13 protein-coding genes and 2 pseudogenes are annotated in these 16,717 nt (G+C 44.3%); 5 read left to right on the top strand and 10 right to left on the bottom strand.

What is annotated here, in order from left to right; translation table 11 throughout:
* The first annotated feature begins 115 nt into the window (after positions 1-115).
* The gene (locus AZ66_RS09220; RefSeq protein ID WP_156159938.1) at positions 116-1,657 is read left to right on the top strand and encodes a multicopper oxidase family protein; all 1,542 of its coding nucleotides are present in this window, start codon (positions 116-118) and stop codon (positions 1,655-1,657) included.
* Positions 1,658-1,752: 95 nt separating this feature from the next.
* Here the strand turns inward: AZ66_RS09220 and AZ66_RS09215 are convergent, their stop codons facing one another.
* Both AZ66_RS09215 and AZ66_RS09210 read right to left on the bottom strand, forming a co-directional pair.
* The gene (locus AZ66_RS09215; RefSeq protein ID WP_197081684.1) at positions 1,753-2,184 is read right to left on the bottom strand and encodes an Imm63 family immunity protein; all 432 of its coding nucleotides are present in this window, start codon (positions 2,182-2,184) and stop codon (positions 1,753-1,755) included.
* A gap of 241 nt (positions 2,185-2,425) precedes the next feature.
* The gene (locus tag AZ66_RS09210; protein WP_156159937.1) at positions 2,426-3,616 is read right to left on the bottom strand and encodes an oxalate decarboxylase family bicupin; all 1,191 of its coding nucleotides are present in this window, start codon (positions 3,614-3,616) and stop codon (positions 2,426-2,428) included.
* A 317-nt stretch (positions 3,617-3,933) separates the two neighbouring features.
* Between AZ66_RS09210 and AZ66_RS09205 the strand changes: the two genes are divergently transcribed.
* Both AZ66_RS09205 and AZ66_RS09200 read left to right on the top strand, forming a co-directional pair.
* The gene (locus AZ66_RS09205; protein ID WP_044354576.1) at positions 3,934-4,566 is read left to right on the top strand and encodes a hypothetical protein; all 633 of its coding nucleotides are present in this window, start codon (positions 3,934-3,936) and stop codon (positions 4,564-4,566) included.
* Between the two features lie 53 nt (positions 4,567-4,619).
* Entirely contained in the window at positions 4,620-4,985 is a 366-nt protein-coding gene (locus tag AZ66_RS09200; RefSeq protein ID WP_021260178.1) for a winged helix-turn-helix transcriptional regulator, read from the top strand.
* A 67-nt stretch (positions 4,986-5,052) separates the two neighbouring features.
* Here the strand turns inward: AZ66_RS09200 and AZ66_RS09195 are convergent, their stop codons facing one another.
* The 8 genes and pseudogenes from AZ66_RS09195 to AZ66_RS09160 all read right to left on the bottom strand — a co-directional run bounded on the left by AZ66_RS09195 (position 5,053) and on the right by AZ66_RS09160 (position 13,384).
* Positions 5,053-5,577 (bottom strand): NAD(P)H-dependent oxidoreductase, encoded by a 525-nt coding sequence (locus AZ66_RS09195; protein ID WP_044354574.1) that lies wholly within the window; start codon positions 5,575-5,577, stop codon positions 5,053-5,055.
* Positions 5,578-5,874: 297 nt separating this feature from the next.
* Positions 5,875-7,203 (bottom strand): ABC transporter substrate-binding protein, encoded by a 1,329-nt coding sequence (locus AZ66_RS09190; protein WP_044354573.1) that lies wholly within the window; start codon positions 7,201-7,203, stop codon positions 5,875-5,877.
* A gap of 36 nt (positions 7,204-7,239) precedes the next feature.
* Entirely contained in the window at positions 7,240-8,412 is a 1,173-nt protein-coding gene (locus tag AZ66_RS09185; protein WP_044354572.1) for an efflux RND transporter periplasmic adaptor subunit, read from the bottom strand.
* Positions 8,413-8,436: 24 nt separating this feature from the next.
* Positions 8,437-9,306: a carbohydrate ABC transporter permease gene (locus AZ66_RS09180; RefSeq protein WP_044354571.1), complete on the bottom strand. Its 870-nt coding sequence runs from the start codon at positions 9,304-9,306 to the stop codon at positions 8,437-8,439.
* A 49-nt stretch (positions 9,307-9,355) separates the two neighbouring features.
* Positions 9,356-10,222, bottom strand: coding sequence for a carbohydrate ABC transporter permease (locus AZ66_RS09175; RefSeq protein WP_044354570.1), 867 nt, complete (start codon positions 10,220-10,222; stop codon positions 9,356-9,358).
* Positions 10,223-10,416: 194 nt separating this feature from the next.
* Positions 10,417-11,534: pseudogene (locus AZ66_RS09170) on the bottom strand (ATP-binding protein).
* Positions 11,527-12,223, bottom strand: a pseudogene (locus AZ66_RS09165) (response regulator transcription factor). The pseudogenes AZ66_RS09170 and AZ66_RS09165 overlap by 8 nt, the downstream one beginning before the upstream one ends.
* A gap of 171 nt (positions 12,224-12,394) precedes the next feature.
* On the bottom strand, positions 12,395-13,384 hold the full coding sequence (locus tag AZ66_RS09160) for a phosphotransferase enzyme family protein (RefSeq protein ID WP_044354569.1): 990 nt from the start codon (positions 13,382-13,384) through the stop codon (positions 12,395-12,397).
* Between the two features lie 199 nt (positions 13,385-13,583).
* On the opposite strand from AZ66_RS09160, the gene AZ66_RS09155 reads away from it, so the two are divergent.
* Both AZ66_RS09155 and AZ66_RS09150 read left to right on the top strand, forming a co-directional pair.
* On the top strand, positions 13,584-14,876 hold the full coding sequence (locus AZ66_RS09155) for a glycosyltransferase (RefSeq protein ID WP_036620026.1): 1,293 nt from the start codon (positions 13,584-13,586) through the stop codon (positions 14,874-14,876).
* 21 nt (positions 14,877-14,897) lie between these two features.
* Positions 14,898-16,717: CotS family spore coat protein (locus AZ66_RS09150; RefSeq protein WP_231586794.1), on the top strand; the 1,820-nt coding region annotated here is incomplete at its 3' end.

The following is a 16,717-nucleotide window of genomic DNA, read 5'->3' as shown; positions in this document are numbered from 1 at the left end:
GAAAAACTTATTCTCAACTCGGAATCGGATGCTCCAAACCATGGTCGTCACCGGGATAATTGCATTTCTAGCAAGTGGATGCTGGAACGGAGGAACTGCCAAGGATCATACCAACATGGATCATGCATCAATGTCGAACAAACAAGAGTCGAATCTTGCATCGAATACAGACACAGATACAGAAAAAGAAGCAGTGAAGCGTACCTCAACTACACCTACCGTAGATGGCACATCCCTAACCATTACTGCTCAACCAAGTAACTTGGAAGTATCCAATGGGGTGGTGCTGCCCGTATGGACATTTAATAACTCTGTTCCTGGGCCGCAGATTCGGGTAATGGTTGGCGATACTGTCAAGATTAAGCTAGAAAATGAATTGCCAGAGCCTGTATCGATCCATTGGCATGGATATCCCGTTCCCAATGGTATGGATGGTATTCCTGGCGTCACCCAAGATGCTGTTGTTCCTGGGAAGTCCTTCATCTATGAGTTCAAAGCAACGGTTCCGGGAACGTATTGGTACCATTCACATCAAGACAGTGTAAATCAAGTAGACAAAGGACTGTATGGCTCGCTCATCGTCGAAGATCCGAAGGAGCAAGTTGATCGAGATTATACGCTTGTGCTGGATGAATGGATGAGCACGGGAAAGATGAATACGGAGCGAGCAGATGAAAATCAATCGAATAATCAATCAGATATGTCAGGCATGGATCACTCCAAGATGAATATGTCGAATTCCGGCATGAGTGGCATGGATCATGGAACGATGTCAATGGGTGGTCATGATATGAGCATGTATGACCTGTTCACTATGAATGGAAAATCGGGCGATGCAATAGTACCACTCATGGTCAAGCAAGGAGAAAAGGTTCGGATTCGCTTAATCAATGCCGGATATCTCTCACATCAGATGCACCTGCAAGGGCATGAATTCAAGGTCATCGCAATGGATGGTCAACCCGTCAACAGTCCGGCTGTCATTCAAGATCAAGTGATATCAATTGCGCCTGGCGAACGATATGATCTTGAGTTCGTTGCTGACAACCCCGGTACGTGGCTGTTGGATGAACACAGCAAAGAGGATCGAGCTCACAATATGCGGGCAGTCATTCAGTATGAGGACTTCACGAAGCAGGCTGCCAAATCCGATGCCTCGGAAACTCTGCCTCAGTTCAATCTCGCTGCGTATGGCAAGATGGCGGAAGCGGCATTCACACTCGATCAGAAGTATGATCAGCAGGTTAAAATGAAATTAAACACAGAAATGCGAAATGGCGAGATGGTTTATACCATTAACGGCACGGTATTTCCGGACGCCGACAAAATCAAAGTTGCCAAGGGTGACAAAGTCATGGTTACCTTCATCAATCAATCGCCAACCGATGATCATCCCATGCATTTGCATGGACATTTCTTTCAGGTATTGAGCAGAAACGGGCAGCCTTTACAAGGCTCTCCTGTCGTCAAGGATACATTGAACGTTAAACCCGGTGAGCAGTATGTTATCGCTTTTGAAGCAGATAATCCCGGGGATTGGATGTTCCATTGCCATGACCTGCATCATGCTTCGGCAGGAATGGTGACAGATGTTACATACAAAGACTATAAGAGTACGTATGTACCGGATCCGAATGTAGACAATAAATCTGAATAATGAAAGAAATAAACACAGCCAAGCCGAATGAATCCCTTCCCATAGGCTTGGCTGTTCGTATTATGTATCCCATTATTTTAATATTTGAAGTACATTTATGATTCCAATTGCGCTCGCCTTCCTGCTTTATGCCACTCCAAGTAAACGCCTCCTATGTCTTGAAACGCTTGATCGATCATAGTTGTATGCTCACTCCTGATCTCTTTGCTATAAGATAAGTGGGTTTTCACATTGTCTACCTTATATTTATTCAGTAGTTTCACATAGGAGATCGTATGAATCGTATCTTCTAAGACCCAATAAATCACATCTTCGACGTCCTTCGTTGTTTTGCATAGCATTTGAACGCCTCTCTCATACATCACAATCTCATACGCAGTATCTCTTATCCTTACACAAGGAGTTAGATCACCATAATAATTGGGCTGAAACGGTTGTGTGACCATGTTGGAATAGGAATCATCGTAAATAGACGTTGATTGCAGCAAGCCGAAAATCATGCTTGTAACTTCCGATTCTGAATGCATCTTATATATACTCCTCCTCTTATTTCCTTCTATGTAAGAAGAATTCTCAAAAAATACGTTCTCCTCTACCTTCTTACAATCACCGATTGATCAAATAAAGAAAATAGCGTCAATAAAAATGGTGTACATTACACATGATACAGGCTTCAGTTTCCTGCTGTCTCATGTGCATTATACACCCAAATGAGTCCTCCTCTTCCCCATTATTTTTTCCATATATTATCTTTTGTGTACACCTAACTTATTGCTCGACAACTGGCGGTATTCCAGGATATTTCACGACTGGCCACTTCGCAGTTCGCAGGGAATTCATTAATTCAGGCGAAGCATTCACATTCGATTGGACGAGCTGCTTCGGCGTAAGCGCCATCCATTGATTGAGAGACACGTCTGCAAACCGATCACTCTTGAACATTTCGAGGAACCATAAGCTGTCTGTCCCTGTATTCTGAATATAATGTCCAAATGCAAAAGGAACATATCCGACATCCCCTGCCCGATAGTTAAAAGTCCGTGCCGCACCATTCCCCGAGAAGACAGTCATTCTGCCCTGTCCGGTAAGATAATATTGCCATTCATCATTGTTAGGGTGCCAATGCATCTCTCTCATGGCGCCAGGCTTAATCTCGACAAGTGCAGCCGCTATCGTTCGTGAAGCTGGAAAATTGCTTGAATCTACAATGCGAACTGTCCCGCCGAGAGTTGTGATTGGCGGCTGAGCCATCAAACGATGTACGAAACCCGGCTCTATTGTCCCGTAAGGATCAGGCACCTGCTGATTCTCAATCGATCCTGGTACTTGAGATTGATAAATGTACACCTGATCGGAAGGAATGTGCTCAAATGCACTTATTGGCACACCAAAATTAGCTGATAATACCTCCTTCGGCGTATGCGCAAACCAATCGGAAATCGAAAGGGTATTTAGATCCGAAAAACTCCCGTCATCGAACACGAGCAGGAATTCGCAGCCCTCCTCTAGCCCCTGAATGGAATGTGGAATGCCGGGAGGGAAGTACCACAGATCGCCAGGTCTAACATCTGCGATAAAATTACGACCGTTCTGATCTACCGCAGTAACTCGGGCGCTACCTAGGATCATGAACGCCCATTCTGCCTGCTGATGCCAATGCAGTTCCCTTACCCCACCGGGAGTAAGCCGCATGTTGACACCTGCAAGTGTCTTCGCTACCGGCAGTTCTCTTACCGTGACTTCGCGCGACCAACCACCCTTATTCAGCTGCATGTGTGCATCGGAAAAGGAAAACTTCAAATTCGGAACAAGTCCTGCATCCGTAATCGGAGGAACAAGCATATCTGGATTTTCCATATCCCGCATGACATCGCGTGGACCGAGATCAGTTGCCCCTGCACCATCACTTTCGCGAATGGGCTGCGGAATATGCATCTGCTTCGCATCATGTATACCCATGATTCCACCTCTCCCTTCTCTGAACCCTATTGAACAACACTAATGAGATGTTGCGTACATATAATGTTACCTGGTTAACAGCTCAAGGAACTGGCAACGATTCCATTGATCCTTATGAACATGATGCTTCGATTATGCAGGCATTATCCGTGTTCGGCATGCAATTCTGATCCATGAAATTGGATATTTTTCAACAAAAAGGGTTGTCCCCTTTTCTGAGGTATATACAAGCAGCCCGTTTTATTTGTTGGTTATTGGTATTTATTGTTATTTGTCTTCTTGCATTATGGTATAGTAAACGCGAAGGAGGGATCGAGGTGAAACACTACCGAGTATCGGCAATTGTTTTCTTCATTTTGTCTCTGATAACAGGCTGTATACCGAGATCATCCGTACCTGAGCTGATTAATACTCCCGCAACGATAACCTTAACTCCTACAGATCCATTTCAAGGTGAGGCAGCTAAATTAAAGCCTTTCCTCGGCAATATGACAGGGGCGTTTACTTTGCGATATGATAGCAGTGGCAAAAAAACGCAAGCAAACTTGGACATTGAGATTTGGGAATATGGTAAAAAAGTAAAATCCGTCGGCGGCCTTGGCGATATATTCTTCACACCTAATAAGGAGGAGCGGAAAGAGATTGAGCTTATCATATCCATTGATACCGTTGCTGGCTTAGGACAGGACAATATGAATCATATCAAGATTGGCATCGTCCAAGAATCTGGTACAACCTTGTACGGCCTTTCGCCCCCAACAGATCATAAGATGATGGGACGGGGGATCATTTCCTATCATGAGCCTCAATCCTTTATTGCACAGGGTACGGTTCGGGTATGGGGCATGCAAATGACGAGTACAAATCGCATGATTACTGCAGATTTCTCACAGGAATCACTAAGCAAAGTCGAGCAGGCGATCCTCTTCACTTTGCGGTTTGATGATTAATCTACGATACATCTTGTTTATGCTACCATCATTCACGAAGGAGTGTGTTGTTTGTGCAAGAACCATGTATTCCTACCGGCGTGGATGTCAAAGACACCCCGTTTGGCTATACACTGTCCTTAATTGGCGGCAAATATAAAATGATCATTATGTATTGGCTATCCGAGCACAAGGTCATGCGGCATAATGAGCTGAAGCGAAGCATCGGTACCATTTCATTCAAATCATTAAGCGTTATGTTAAAAGAGATGGAGGCGGATGGCCTTATCCAACGCAAAGAATATCCACAAGTGCCGCCAAAAGTGGAATATTCCTTAACGGAACGTGGTCAATCGCTCATCCCTATAGTAGATATGATGTGTGATTGGGGAGAGAAGAACAGAATATCTACTATTGAAGAAACTGTGGAACATTCATAATGCAAAAGAAGTATCTCCTGCATGAGGAAATACTTCTTTTTCTATTAGACGGGATTGAATTAATAACTTACAGGTTGTCAATGAATTTCACGTATTCAATTGCCCCCTGATCCAGCTTGCTTGCAGAAGGCTCATATTCCGCCCCGTAAAACGCATAGAACGAGCGATAGTCTGCTTTACAATATTGAAAGCTTAACTCGAATGGGGATAATACTTGCTCGAATGTATACCGATATTTCCCCTCCTCGAAGTCCTCTTTTTTAATTCCGGCAGATACAGCCAATGCAGCTTTGCGATCTTTCATTTTATCGCCACTAGAACCATAGGCCCAACCATAAGTAAATACTTCATCAAGCCATTTTTTAACAAGAGGCGGGCAATTAAACCAATAGATTGGGAACTGTAAGACAAGATTGCCATGAGATTCAATCAACTGTTGTTCTTGCTGAACATCGATGTTCCCATCCGGGTATACCTTATACAATTCGTGAACTGTATATTGGTCTGGGTACTTCTTAAGTTCTTCGGCCAAGCGTTTATTGACAACGGACGTTTCTAAGTTAGGATGAGTTAAGACAACAAGTGTTTTCATCGATTTGACCTCCATAGATTGGTTTGCCTCTTGAGTATAAGATGTAAACTATCCATTTGTAAGTACGCACTTTTAGTTCAGGTACTTACATAAAGGTTAGTGTCAAATTGTCAAAACCGACAACACTTTTGCAGTTGGCTAGATGCTGGCAACCGATCCCCCGTCCACCCAAGATTGCATCCATTGATGAAAGATGCCTGTTCAGAGGTTAGTACCCGTAACAATGGAGATGTCTATAGCGTATACCATGCGCAACATTAAAAAGAGGATCGCGCTTTGCACGTCCTCTCTTCTTCCTTACTCATTCAAATAGGTATTTACCCGATTATCTATCAATTTAGCTACTTCTTCGGCAGATTTTTGACCAGCAAAATACGATTTTGCTTCTTCCCCGACAATCGAGTATAGCTTGTCGTCACCAGACCGATAACCGCTCGCTGCTGCCAGCAGCTGCTTGGCCTTTATGAAATATCCCTCTGTCGCCTTAACAGCTTGGCCCGATTCTAGCTTAAATTCTCCACTGTCCACTTGCTTCTGGTAATAGTTAAGCTCCTGTTCATTCACCGATGCAAGTACGGAAAACCCACCTCTCTCTGGCATAGATTGCGCTTGCTCAGATGCCAAAAAGGATATCATTTTCCAAGCTTCTTCAGAAACATCCGACTTGGATGAAATTGCAAGCTGTTTTGGGGCAGAAAAAGAAACTCCGCTTTTCTGTCCTGCAGCATGCGGCTTATTCAGCAACACAGGTTTTTTATAGAGCGTATGGGGCCAAAAGATAAAGTCAGGAGGAGATACCAGTTTTATCGAACTGAACAACTGTTCTCCGTAACCTGCCTCTTTCGAAGTAGCAACTTGATGATCATACATGCTCTTGATTTGCTCCATAAGAGTAATAAAGCTTGGAGAATCGAAGTTAGCCTTTTGATTGCTGCGATCGATGAACTCGGAAGACTGATCGATGACTATGTCAAGCAGCTGCTCCTCAGGCGGTGTGTTCGCCAATGCATATCGGGAATCGCCTTCATCCCTGCTCTTCATAATCTGCTTCGCTACTTGTTCAAATTGCTGCCATGTCCATTTCTGATCATCTATCTGAACGTTAGCCTTCTCTAGTATATTGCCGTCCCCTAGGAAGGTATGCAGGTGTAAGCTGAGCGGCATCGAATATAGCCCACCATCGATCCCCATCTCATCCACGATATTCGGGTACAAATCGCCCTTTTCCAGCAGCTTCTCTTTTTTGATAAAGTCATTCATATTGAGGATCAGCTTTTTATTGACATATTTCCCGACAGGCAGGTTGGCTACTTCAATGATATCCGCCGCTGCGCCAGATAATAGCTCCGTATTGATTTTTTGCACATACCTATCGTCATCTTGTTCCTCCCATTTCTCATTTTCTTGCTTAAACAATTGAAAACGAACTTCGATGTCTGGATTCTGTTGCTCAAATTTCTTTATTGCAGATGCATACCAGGAATTTGGATTGAACAACGACATCGTTACGATCGTCTTGCCTTCCTTCGTTTTGTTCGTCTTGTCCCCTTCATTCGATGAACCGCATGCCACTGTCATTGTAACGAGCAACAAACTAGTGAAAATGATAATAATCCGCTTTTTCATAGTTAGATCTCTCCTCTATTCATTCATACTTCACAACTATTGAAGCCGTATTCGATTGCCATCTTGCAAAGGCTCGCTGCTGTCTACGATAATTAGTTGTTCATAGACATTTCCTGATGTGATTAACGTTACTTTGTCATTGCTTTCACTAGAGGTAATGGGCACCTTGCGTGCCATAAACACATTTCCAAGCGGCCCCAACTGCTCTTCAACTACATAAATGTACAGTCCTTCTCGCTCACGATGAATCGCTTTATTCGAAATGAGAATTCCCTCTTCATGAGAACGCTTCGTAATATGTACACGACCTTCCTCGCCGCCTTTCAAAGCGGAGTTCACCATTTGGAGACGAACCGTTTTCTGTGCAATGGTTGATTTCGCATTTGTCACAAGATCATCAGCAGCTGCTGATCGCCGTTCATTGTCGACGATATCCATAATCAATGCTTGAAACTCTTGTACCTTGTTCGCTTTATCTTTGTCTCCCTTTATTTCAACCGGCATCTTCTCCCCTATCGATATCGCGAGTAAATTCAACAATTCAGCATCAATCGTAATGTCCAACTGATACCCACGGCTGCTATTGGCTAGAATGATATCCGCCGCCCCAGAAGACACCACGCCTGTTACTGCGTTAATCTTCGTCACAATGCCATCGAACGGAGCTTTGATTTCCTTTTGTTGTTCCAACTTCTTTTTCAATTCGTTAATTTTACGAGTTTGTATCCCCAAATCCAGACGACGTGTTTGTATTTCGCGCGACGCGGCGCGCAGCTTCATGTCATCCCCTTCGGAAGTCGCAGATTGAATGTATTGATCCTGATAGGTTTGCAGCTCAATCTTTTGCTTCTCCAGATGGGCAATCTCATCTTGCAATTCTTGCTCGGCAGAACTGCTGTCATATGTCAGCAGCGTCTGCCCTTTTTGGACGTAGCTTCCTTCTTTCACGTAGATCTTACTAACCCGCCATGGAACCGTATTCGTTAGTTTCACTTCAGACACAGGCCGCAGGATACCACTTGCTTCAAGCTTATAATCAAGGCTCCCAAGTAGCGCTTTCTCAGTAACAACCTTGGGGAGCGTTAACGATTCCAATGTATTGCTGAATAGGGTACAGAACATTAACAGTCCGATAAATAACCCGAACAAGATGACTATCGTTCGTTGACGCTTTTTCTCTGTAGCAGCGACTTGTCCTTCACTCCCCACTTTCAATACTCCCTTCAAACCAATCTATCCCTTGATGCCTGACAACTGGACACCTTCGATAAAGTAAGGTTCCACATATAAGAACAAGAGCACCATGGGGGCCATATACAGCATCGAAGCAGCGAATGCGACTCCCAGCGCCCCTGTATTGATGCTCGATAAATAAACGGAGAGTGGCTGCTTAAGTGCATCGTCCAGGAAAATAAGAGGCTGCTCCACCATGTTCCAATAATCCACAAATAGCAAAATGACAAGGCCCGCTATTCCTGGTTTGATTAAGGGTGCGATAATCGACCAGAAAATTCGGAGGTGACCAGCTCCATCAATCTTAGCCGCCTCGATGTAATCGTACGGAATGTGCATCATGAACTGGCGAAGCATAAATACACCGAAGGCGGCAAATATCCCAGGAAGAATAATCGAGCTAGGATGATTCAGCAATCCAAGTTGATCGGCCATCATATAATTGGGAACAAGCGTAACTTGATAAGGCATTAGCATCGTGAACAGGTAAACAAGAAATAGGAGCTCGCGACCACGAAAACGCAGTTTGGAGAATGCATATGCGGCCAGAGCTGCAACTAAGGTTTGACCAGCGATAATCGGCACCACCATAAATACAGAATTCCAGAACATAGCTATATATTTCGAGTTCTGTATCAATAACATGGAATACTGCTCTATGGACACTAGATCCGGCAGCAGCTTCAAATTCACGAACTGCTGGGCAGAAGCAGATACAGCTGAACCTACATGGCCAATCAATCCATAATTCATTTCAATTTCTTGTTCTGTCATTATTGAATTTGTGAATGTAATCACAATTGGTGACAATATCAATCCGGCAAACACTGCCATAATGGCCGTCATCACGCTTTTTTGTATTCTTCTCATACGTTGATCTCGTTACCTCCTTTCTCATGTCTGATGCTCTATCTGTTGCTTAGTCCAACGAATGTCGAACACGACGCTCTATGAAATACATCCCGAGTACGATGACTAAGATGCAAGCTGCCATTAATGATGCCGCTGCCGTAAGCTTCTGTATGTCCAGGGACACAAACATATTGTTCATATAATGCTGCAGCATATATATGCTGTCATGCGGATAGTCGCCGGCAACTAAGTACGTTTCCCGAAATACCTTGAACGAATTCATGATCGACATGAGGACTACGAAGAACATCGTAGGTGTTAGATACACGAGGGTAATGCTTCTGAATTGACGGAAGCGCCCTGCCCCTTCTATATAGGCCGTCTCATAATAGTCCTTCGGAATCTGCTGCAAGCCTGCCAAGAATAGAATCATGTTATAGCCAATGTTTTTCCATATGTATACACCGATGATTACGTAGCGAGCTGCGTCAGTCTTCATCCAATCCACGCGCTCAAGCATCCAAGTGCCTAACCAAGCGTTAAGAGATCCATTCCAGTCAAAGAGGATCTGCCAAATGAGCACGATAGACGCCGTAGGAACGACGAGCGGCAGTACATAGGCTGTACGCAAAAGGTTTCGGCAATAGATGTTTTTGTTCAACAAAATAGCGATGCCTAGGGAAAGCACTATTAGGATCGGAACGCTTATAACGGTAAAATAAGTCGTATGTAAAAATGCTTTGCGAAAAGAGTCGCTATCGAGCAGTTCGCGATAATTGTCAAGCCCAACAAATTGTCCTTGAACAGCGTTGTTCTGAAATGAATACATGATCCCTTTCACAAAAGGGATGAAATAAAATATCGCAAATCCTAATCCACTAGGTAAAAGAAACATGAAAGCTACAGGTGTATCCTTGCGCAACCATTTTGTCATTTCACATCCCCCACATCATTCCTATCCCATATGATTCATGAAGCATTTGAAGTCAATATCAGATTCTACGTGGTATGCACCATCCACATAAACATGAAAATCCCCACTTTCTCTCAACGTTTCTCCTATCCTGCACTTAGAATAGAACAAACTGTTTAAAGAAAAAGTGGGGTAAAAATAAAATTTTTCTTAAATTAACGTTGTGAAGCTTGAAGAGAATCGTCATTATGAGAAGGAAAGCGCACTTCGAACATCGTTCGTACCGCATCACTCTGAACGGATATCGTTCCATCATGCTGTGAAATGATGTTCTTCGTAATGAATAAGCCTAAGCCTGTGCTATCCCCTTGCTGGGATCGGGCTTGATCAGCGGTATAGAACATGTCAAACAAATGAGGGATATGCTCTGGCTTGATCGGATCCCCATAATTAATGACCTTCACAATCACCTCATTCAACACGATTTGGGCTTGAATATCTACAAACTTCCCATCACTTCCGTAGCGATTCGCGTTAGACAGTAGATTCTCGAATACTCTCGCCAGCATCTTTCCATTTCCGCAAATAAACATGTGTGACGGTATATTCAATCGAACCTGTAAACCATTCTTCTCTAGAACGGGATATAGTTCCTCGGTAACCTGCATGAGAAGCTCACTTACATCCATTCGATGCCTCTCAATGGCCGTTGTACCATAATTCATTCTCGTTACTTCAAATAACTGATCGATGAGTTTCTCCAATCGTTGCGATTTGGTATAAGCGATATCCGTGTAATGGTTGATTTGTTCTTCAGTTAATTTTTTATCTCGAAGAATGAGATCCAGGTACCCAAGGATAGACGTTAGTGGAGTACGCAAATCATGTGCCAAATTCATGACCAATTGATCCTTGCTATTCTCAGCAAAGTCTCCTCTCTCCACCGCCTGCTGCAGCTTAATCTTGGCCAAGTTAATGTCTTTCGCAATAACCCCGAATTCATCATTGGAATCGATATGTACTGGACTTGTGAAATCTCCGTTGGCAAGCTGGTTAATCCCATCGGAAATTATGTTAAAGTACGCTGCATACCGCTTCGTAAACAAGAAGAAAAACAAAACAGCAAGCGGTGTGAAAATAAGTAAAAAGAAATTAACATCCCCTATATCCCTAATGAAATATCGAACGGAGTTTAATGGATGTTCGTACTTCATGGTGTGATAATACATCTGAAGAAGTTTGTATAGTAAGAAAATGATTCCTCCCGATAGAAGGATACTGACACCAAAAGGAACAGCATTTTAGCACGGAAGCTTCGAATGATTTTACCCATTGAACGTGTAACCTACTCCCCAGACTGTTTTGATTAATTTGTTTTTTCGCGGTATCTTCTTTCAACTTTTTGCGAAGTGTACGAATATGCACCATGACCGTATTCGCGTTCTCATAATAAGCTTCGCCCCACACCTGTTGAAAAATATGCTCCGAGCTGAATACCTTCTTCGGGGAGCTCGCGAGCAGGTGCAAGATATCGAATTCTTTCGGTGTAAGCTCAATCGGTTCATCGTACAGTCGAACCGAACGCTGCTCTAGGCTCATAACAAGTCCGCCTGTCTCCAGTACATTGCGAGCTGATTCAGCAGAAGAATTGAACTGCATGCTTCGCCGCAGATGTGCATTCACCCGGGCAACCAACTCCATGGGGTTGAACGGCTTGGTCATATAATCATCCGCTCCTCTAACCAGACCCGTGATTTTATCCAAGTCGCTTGTCTTGGCGCTTACAAATATGATGGGCATATGGTTCTGTTCTCGGATTTGCCGGGTAACTTCATAGCCATCCAGCTTCGGCATCATAATATCGAGTATCGCCAAATCAATGGAATGGCGATGAACAGCATGTACTGCTTCCTCACCATCTGACGCAATGATATAATGATAGCCTTCCTTCTCAAGATGATAAGCGATTAAATCAGCTATTTCCTTCTCGTCCTCTGCAATAAGTATCGTAATTTCTCTCATGCGATCTACTCCTGTGAAATGGTAACATTTCCTCCCATTGTAACAGATCCTCACTACAATTACAGAGCTAAGCAGGCATTGAATAATGATCAACCACCTGCTTAGCTAAGCTGTATTCGCTTCATGTAACGAGTACTGTCCATTTTGTGCGCTGTGACCGGATTTGTCTACCTATGCTTGAACTGCTGAAGCCAAGCTTCGAATCCTAGACTTCCCCTCTTTCTCCATCCATTCCAGAAACGGCATCTGCTTCCTATATTGATGCTTCCATTTTACAGCGGGTTCTGCGGAATGAATGGATTGGCATAGGAAAAACAAACTGATTCGAGACACAGCAGCAGGGAGTAAGTATATCTCAATATCGGACAGCTTCCCATATCCATCCAGAAAACTGGCGTCGAAGGTACTCGCATAATTCGGCAGCAATAAGTAGATTACCCATATCGAATAGGCAATGTCGAAGAGGCGTGTTCCGTTCCGTACAAAATCAAAATCCAGCACACAGCTCACTTCATTGCGAATGTACTTCTGATTCCAGAAATGCCAATCACCGTGGATGATTGTCCGAGGCAGCAACGATGCATCTTTGTCGTATTTATGAAGTACTCGGTTCATGACACGCGATACTTCTGCATGCTCCTTGCTAGGAATTGTCGGCAATTCTCGAAGCCGGTTCAACCGTTCCCTTAAATCGCTGCTCTTATGGTAGAATGACCACTCAGGAAGTGGTCCCGGCGGCTCATCTCCCAGAATATGATGAAATCTCCGAAGCATACTTGCACTCGAATGCACTTGCTGCTCCCGGCACAAGAACGATCTACCTTGTACAAATGGCGTAACTTGAACCCGCTTCCCATCAAGCTCTACAAAGCTCATACCCTTCTCATCCTGTACAGGAAGAGGTACAGGAATTCCTTCATTCTCTAGCTTCGCAAGCAGCTTTGAGACATATTGAAGGTGAGATTCACTTACGGATGAGCTAATAAAGCGTACAACGAATTCACCATTTGTTGTCGTTATTTTCAGATTAATATTATATGAGCCTTTTAACCTATCTCCTATGCCTACCAATTCCCCTAAGGAGAAATGTTGACAAACGAAATCGATGGCTGCTGCTGTTCGCAGCGATTCGTCTGTGATCATATCGAGTGATGCATCCATACTCACATCTCCTTCTTCTTGCTTAACACTAAGCAAGTAGACTCTGCTATTCACTATATTCGAAACTACTTCAGTTTTGGCATTACAATGGTGGAATAAGCAGAGCAATTTCCAAAATATACGATTGTACCTTTCACTTTTGTTCCTATGACATATGAATAATACTATACGCTAATCCCCTTATAAAGGGCGTGAACCAATGCAGAGAAAAAAACGGACACCGAATGTAACAAAGAATCAAAGAAAGCGCGAAAATCCTAGACGCAATAAGATTATCAATACCATACGACACTCTACTTCGGTTACCCTTTCAGAACCTGCTGCCCCCTTATATCGCCCCCCTCCTGTACAATGGCCGCCGCGTATATTAATGATTATCGATCAATTCAATATTGGAGGTACCGAGACTTACACACTCTCATTGACGCGAGAGCTTATTCGGAGCGGGGCAGTCGTAGCGGTAGCAGGCAAGCGAGGCAAGATAATGGATTCCTTCATTGGTCTCGGCTGTCCGTACTATGAGGTTGATTTCGTGCTTGATAATTATGAGCCTGATGTCCAAAATGCAAAGCTGCATCTCGATGTATTAAAGATGATTATTTGCACGGAACGCATCCAAATTATACATGCGCATCAATACCCTTCTGGAGAGCTTGCTAAGCGCGCAGCTGAAGAGATGAACATCCCCTTTGTCTTTACCGTTCATGGCTGTTATTATGATGCGTCGCACATGCAGAAGTTGAAGCCAAATGCCACTTTTGTAAGTGTCAGCCCAGCGATCGAGCACTCACTGAACATGGATGGCATTACGTCCCATCTTATCCCGAATGGACTCGATGCAGTGGAATTCAGCAGCTATCCCGAAGCCTATCAGAAGTATTTGCGAAGCAAACTGGGCATTCCGGATGATTCCTTCGTGGTCATGTATGTAGGCCGTCTAACATGGGAGAAGGCTGATATATGCAAAGACGTCATCCAAGCGACATCTGCCCTTCGCAAAAAATCAGGAAGCTCTATCGTTCTTCTGATTGTAGGCGGCGGGATCCATCAAGAACAAGTCGAGAAGCTCGTCAAAAAGGAACGTCATCAAGCTGGGGATTCCTTCATCATCTATCCGGGAGAAATGCTGAATATGAGGGCTTGTTACGCCATAAGCGATTGTGTGATCGGTACGGGGCGCATCGCATTAGAAGCAATGGCCTGCCAACGTCCTCTTATTTGTTCGGGGAGTAAAGGTTATCTTGGGGTTGTAGATGCAAGTTGTTATGAACAAGCGTGGAACTCTTGGTTCGGGGATCACCATGCTGCCAATTCCGTACCGAAGGGACTATTGACGGCACATATTGAACGAATCTGGAATATGGACTTTGAAGAAAAGAACGCGATGGTTCAGTCCGGACGATCGTTCGTCATGCAAAGATTCCATGTCGCACAAATCACAAGTAAAATGCTGAATGTGTATCGTCAATTACTATTTCCCAAGCGTGACTAAATCGATGTGGAGGGAATGCCGTTGGTTCAATTTCATATAGAACCGTGGGAACATCTTATTGATACCGTACCACCCGGCACGATTCTGGAACAATATGTGCCTCCCGAGGTTGAAGAAGCAGCACGTTATGTGATAACGAAATATGATATGCAAGTGACCAGCATGGTGCTGATTACCTCTAAACCTGACAAGGGCGGTGCGATCTGGCGAATTGAAACGAATCATGGGCCACGCAGCCTTAAAGTCCTTCATCGTACTCCTGCTCGCAGTCTGTACAGCATCGGTGCACAGCAATATCTGGTTGATCAAGGTGCTCGCGTGCCTGCCCTCATCCAGACGATTGAGAACGACATCTATGTTGAGACTGGTGGAAAGCTGTGGATTGTAACGGACTGGATTGAGCCCATGCAGCCTGTGTCGAAGGTTGACTTAGAGGGAGCGGCTCTGCTCTGCTACGGTCTCGGTGAATTCCATAAGTTCTCGAAAGGATACATTCCTCCTTCAGGTGCGGGCAAGTCCTCAAGACTATACACTTGGCCAGCATATTATGAGAAGATCATCGCCAAAATTGGCTGGTTCCGTGACATTGCCGCCGTTTATACCGAATTTCCTGTCAGTCAGAAACTGCTCGAAGTCGTAGATAGTTTCGAAACTCAGGCCAAAGAGACATTAGATCGTTTGCTGAATGTATCGAAATACTTCAAAATGGTGGCAATGGGAGAACCCTATTGGGGATTAGTGCATCAAGACTACGGATGGTCTAATGGCCAAATGGGCCCAGGTGGAATATGGGTTATTGACTTGGATGGAGTCGCGTACGACCTTCCTTTTCGTGATTTACGCAAACTGATTACAAGTACGATGGATGATATGGGCTATTGGGATACAACCTGGATTCGCGGAATGATAGGCGCTTATCATCAAGCGAACCCAATGGATAGAGAAACGTTCGAGCTGCTCTGCTTGGATATGGCGTTCCCGAACGAATTCTATAAGCATGTCAAAGAAATCGTATTTGACCCAACCACCTTCATGAGTATGGAATTGGAAGGTATCCTGCAACGTGTACTTGCTACAGAAAGCACCAAATGGCAGGCCCTAAACGAGCTTGCTGGCGACATCGAAAATTATGAACCCGGAGATTATTCGCAAGTTCCCGAATCATCAATGTGGCAGTTTACCATGCCTGGTATCGAATATCCTAACGGTGAACTTGTATTCGACAAGCTTCCTTCGCTGCCCGAACAACCATCTGATCCTGCTCTACAGCCAGACGGAGAACTTGCATCTGATGCAATATCTACTCTACTACCTAATGCCGTTGATCAATTCGAGAATGAAGCATCAAGTCTTTTACCAGTTAAAGAAATTGACGCAACTGTCCCTCAAGATGCCCCTGCACAACAGCTACACGCCGAGGAGACAGCCGTTGCCGCTTCCACTAATGAAGCGCCTCTACTCTTCCCTACCCTCATTCGTACGCCTGGAGCGATTTATGCTAGCCGCCGCAGAACTATTCGCCGCAAGCGTAGAAGAACACGCCGTCACCGCTCAAGAAGAGTGCTTACGCGAAGACGTCTTGCTATTCGCCGCAAGCGCCGCCAAAAATCTTACATCCTGCGCCGAATCAAGAAAACAAAGTTGTCCCGCACATTCGCAGGTCGGAAGAAGCGGATCTCCCGTTCAGCAGCGATACGCAAATCTAGAAAAAAATCACGTTCCGGTAAAAACGGGATAAGACAGGAGGAAGCATACGGCATGAACATCTTAATGATCTGTACGGAGAAGCTTCCTGTCCCGAATATTAGGGGCGGCGCCATTCAGACCTATATCGGAGGAGT

The organism is Paenibacillus sp. E194 (assembly GCF_000935845.1).
GTDB lineage: Bacteria > Bacillota > Bacilli > Paenibacillales > Paenibacillaceae > Paenibacillus_B > Paenibacillus_B alvei_B.
Note: the sequence above shows the minus strand (reverse complement) of the source record. Positions and strands in the feature narration are given on the sequence as shown.

What these genes read in the sequence shown, in the direction of transcription:
- AZ66_RS09220 (WP_156159938.1), top strand. Translation starts at nt 116, where the DNA reads ATGGATCATGCATCAATGTCGAACAAACAAGAGTCGAATCTTGCATCG.
- AZ66_RS09155 (WP_036620026.1), top strand. Translation starts at nt 13,584, where the DNA reads ATGCAGAGAAAAAAACGGACACCGAATGTAACAAAGAATCAAAGAAAG.
- AZ66_RS09175 (WP_044354570.1), bottom strand. Translation starts at nt 10,222, where the DNA reads ATGACAAAATGGTTGCGCAAGGATACACCTGTAGCTTTCATGTTTCTT.
- AZ66_RS09190 (WP_044354573.1), bottom strand. Translation starts at nt 7,203, where the DNA reads ATGAAAAAGCGGATTATTATCATTTTCACTAGTTTGTTGCTCGTTACA.
- AZ66_RS09215 (WP_197081684.1), bottom strand. Translation starts at nt 2,184, where the DNA reads ATGCATTCAGAATCGGAAGTTACAAGCATGATTTTCGGCTTGCTGCAA.
- AZ66_RS09180 (WP_044354571.1), bottom strand. Translation starts at nt 9,306, where the DNA reads ATGAGAAGAATACAAAAAAGCGTGATGACGGCCATTATGGCAGTGTTT.
- AZ66_RS09195 (WP_044354574.1), bottom strand. Translation starts at nt 5,577, where the DNA reads ATGAAAACACTTGTTGTCTTAACTCATCCTAACTTAGAAACGTCCGTT.
- AZ66_RS09210 (WP_156159937.1), bottom strand. Translation starts at nt 3,616, where the DNA reads ATGGGTATACATGATGCGAAGCAGATGCATATTCCGCAGCCCATTCGC.
- AZ66_RS09160 (WP_044354569.1), bottom strand. Translation starts at nt 13,384, where the DNA reads ATGGATGCATCACTCGATATGATCACAGACGAATCGCTGCGAACAGCA.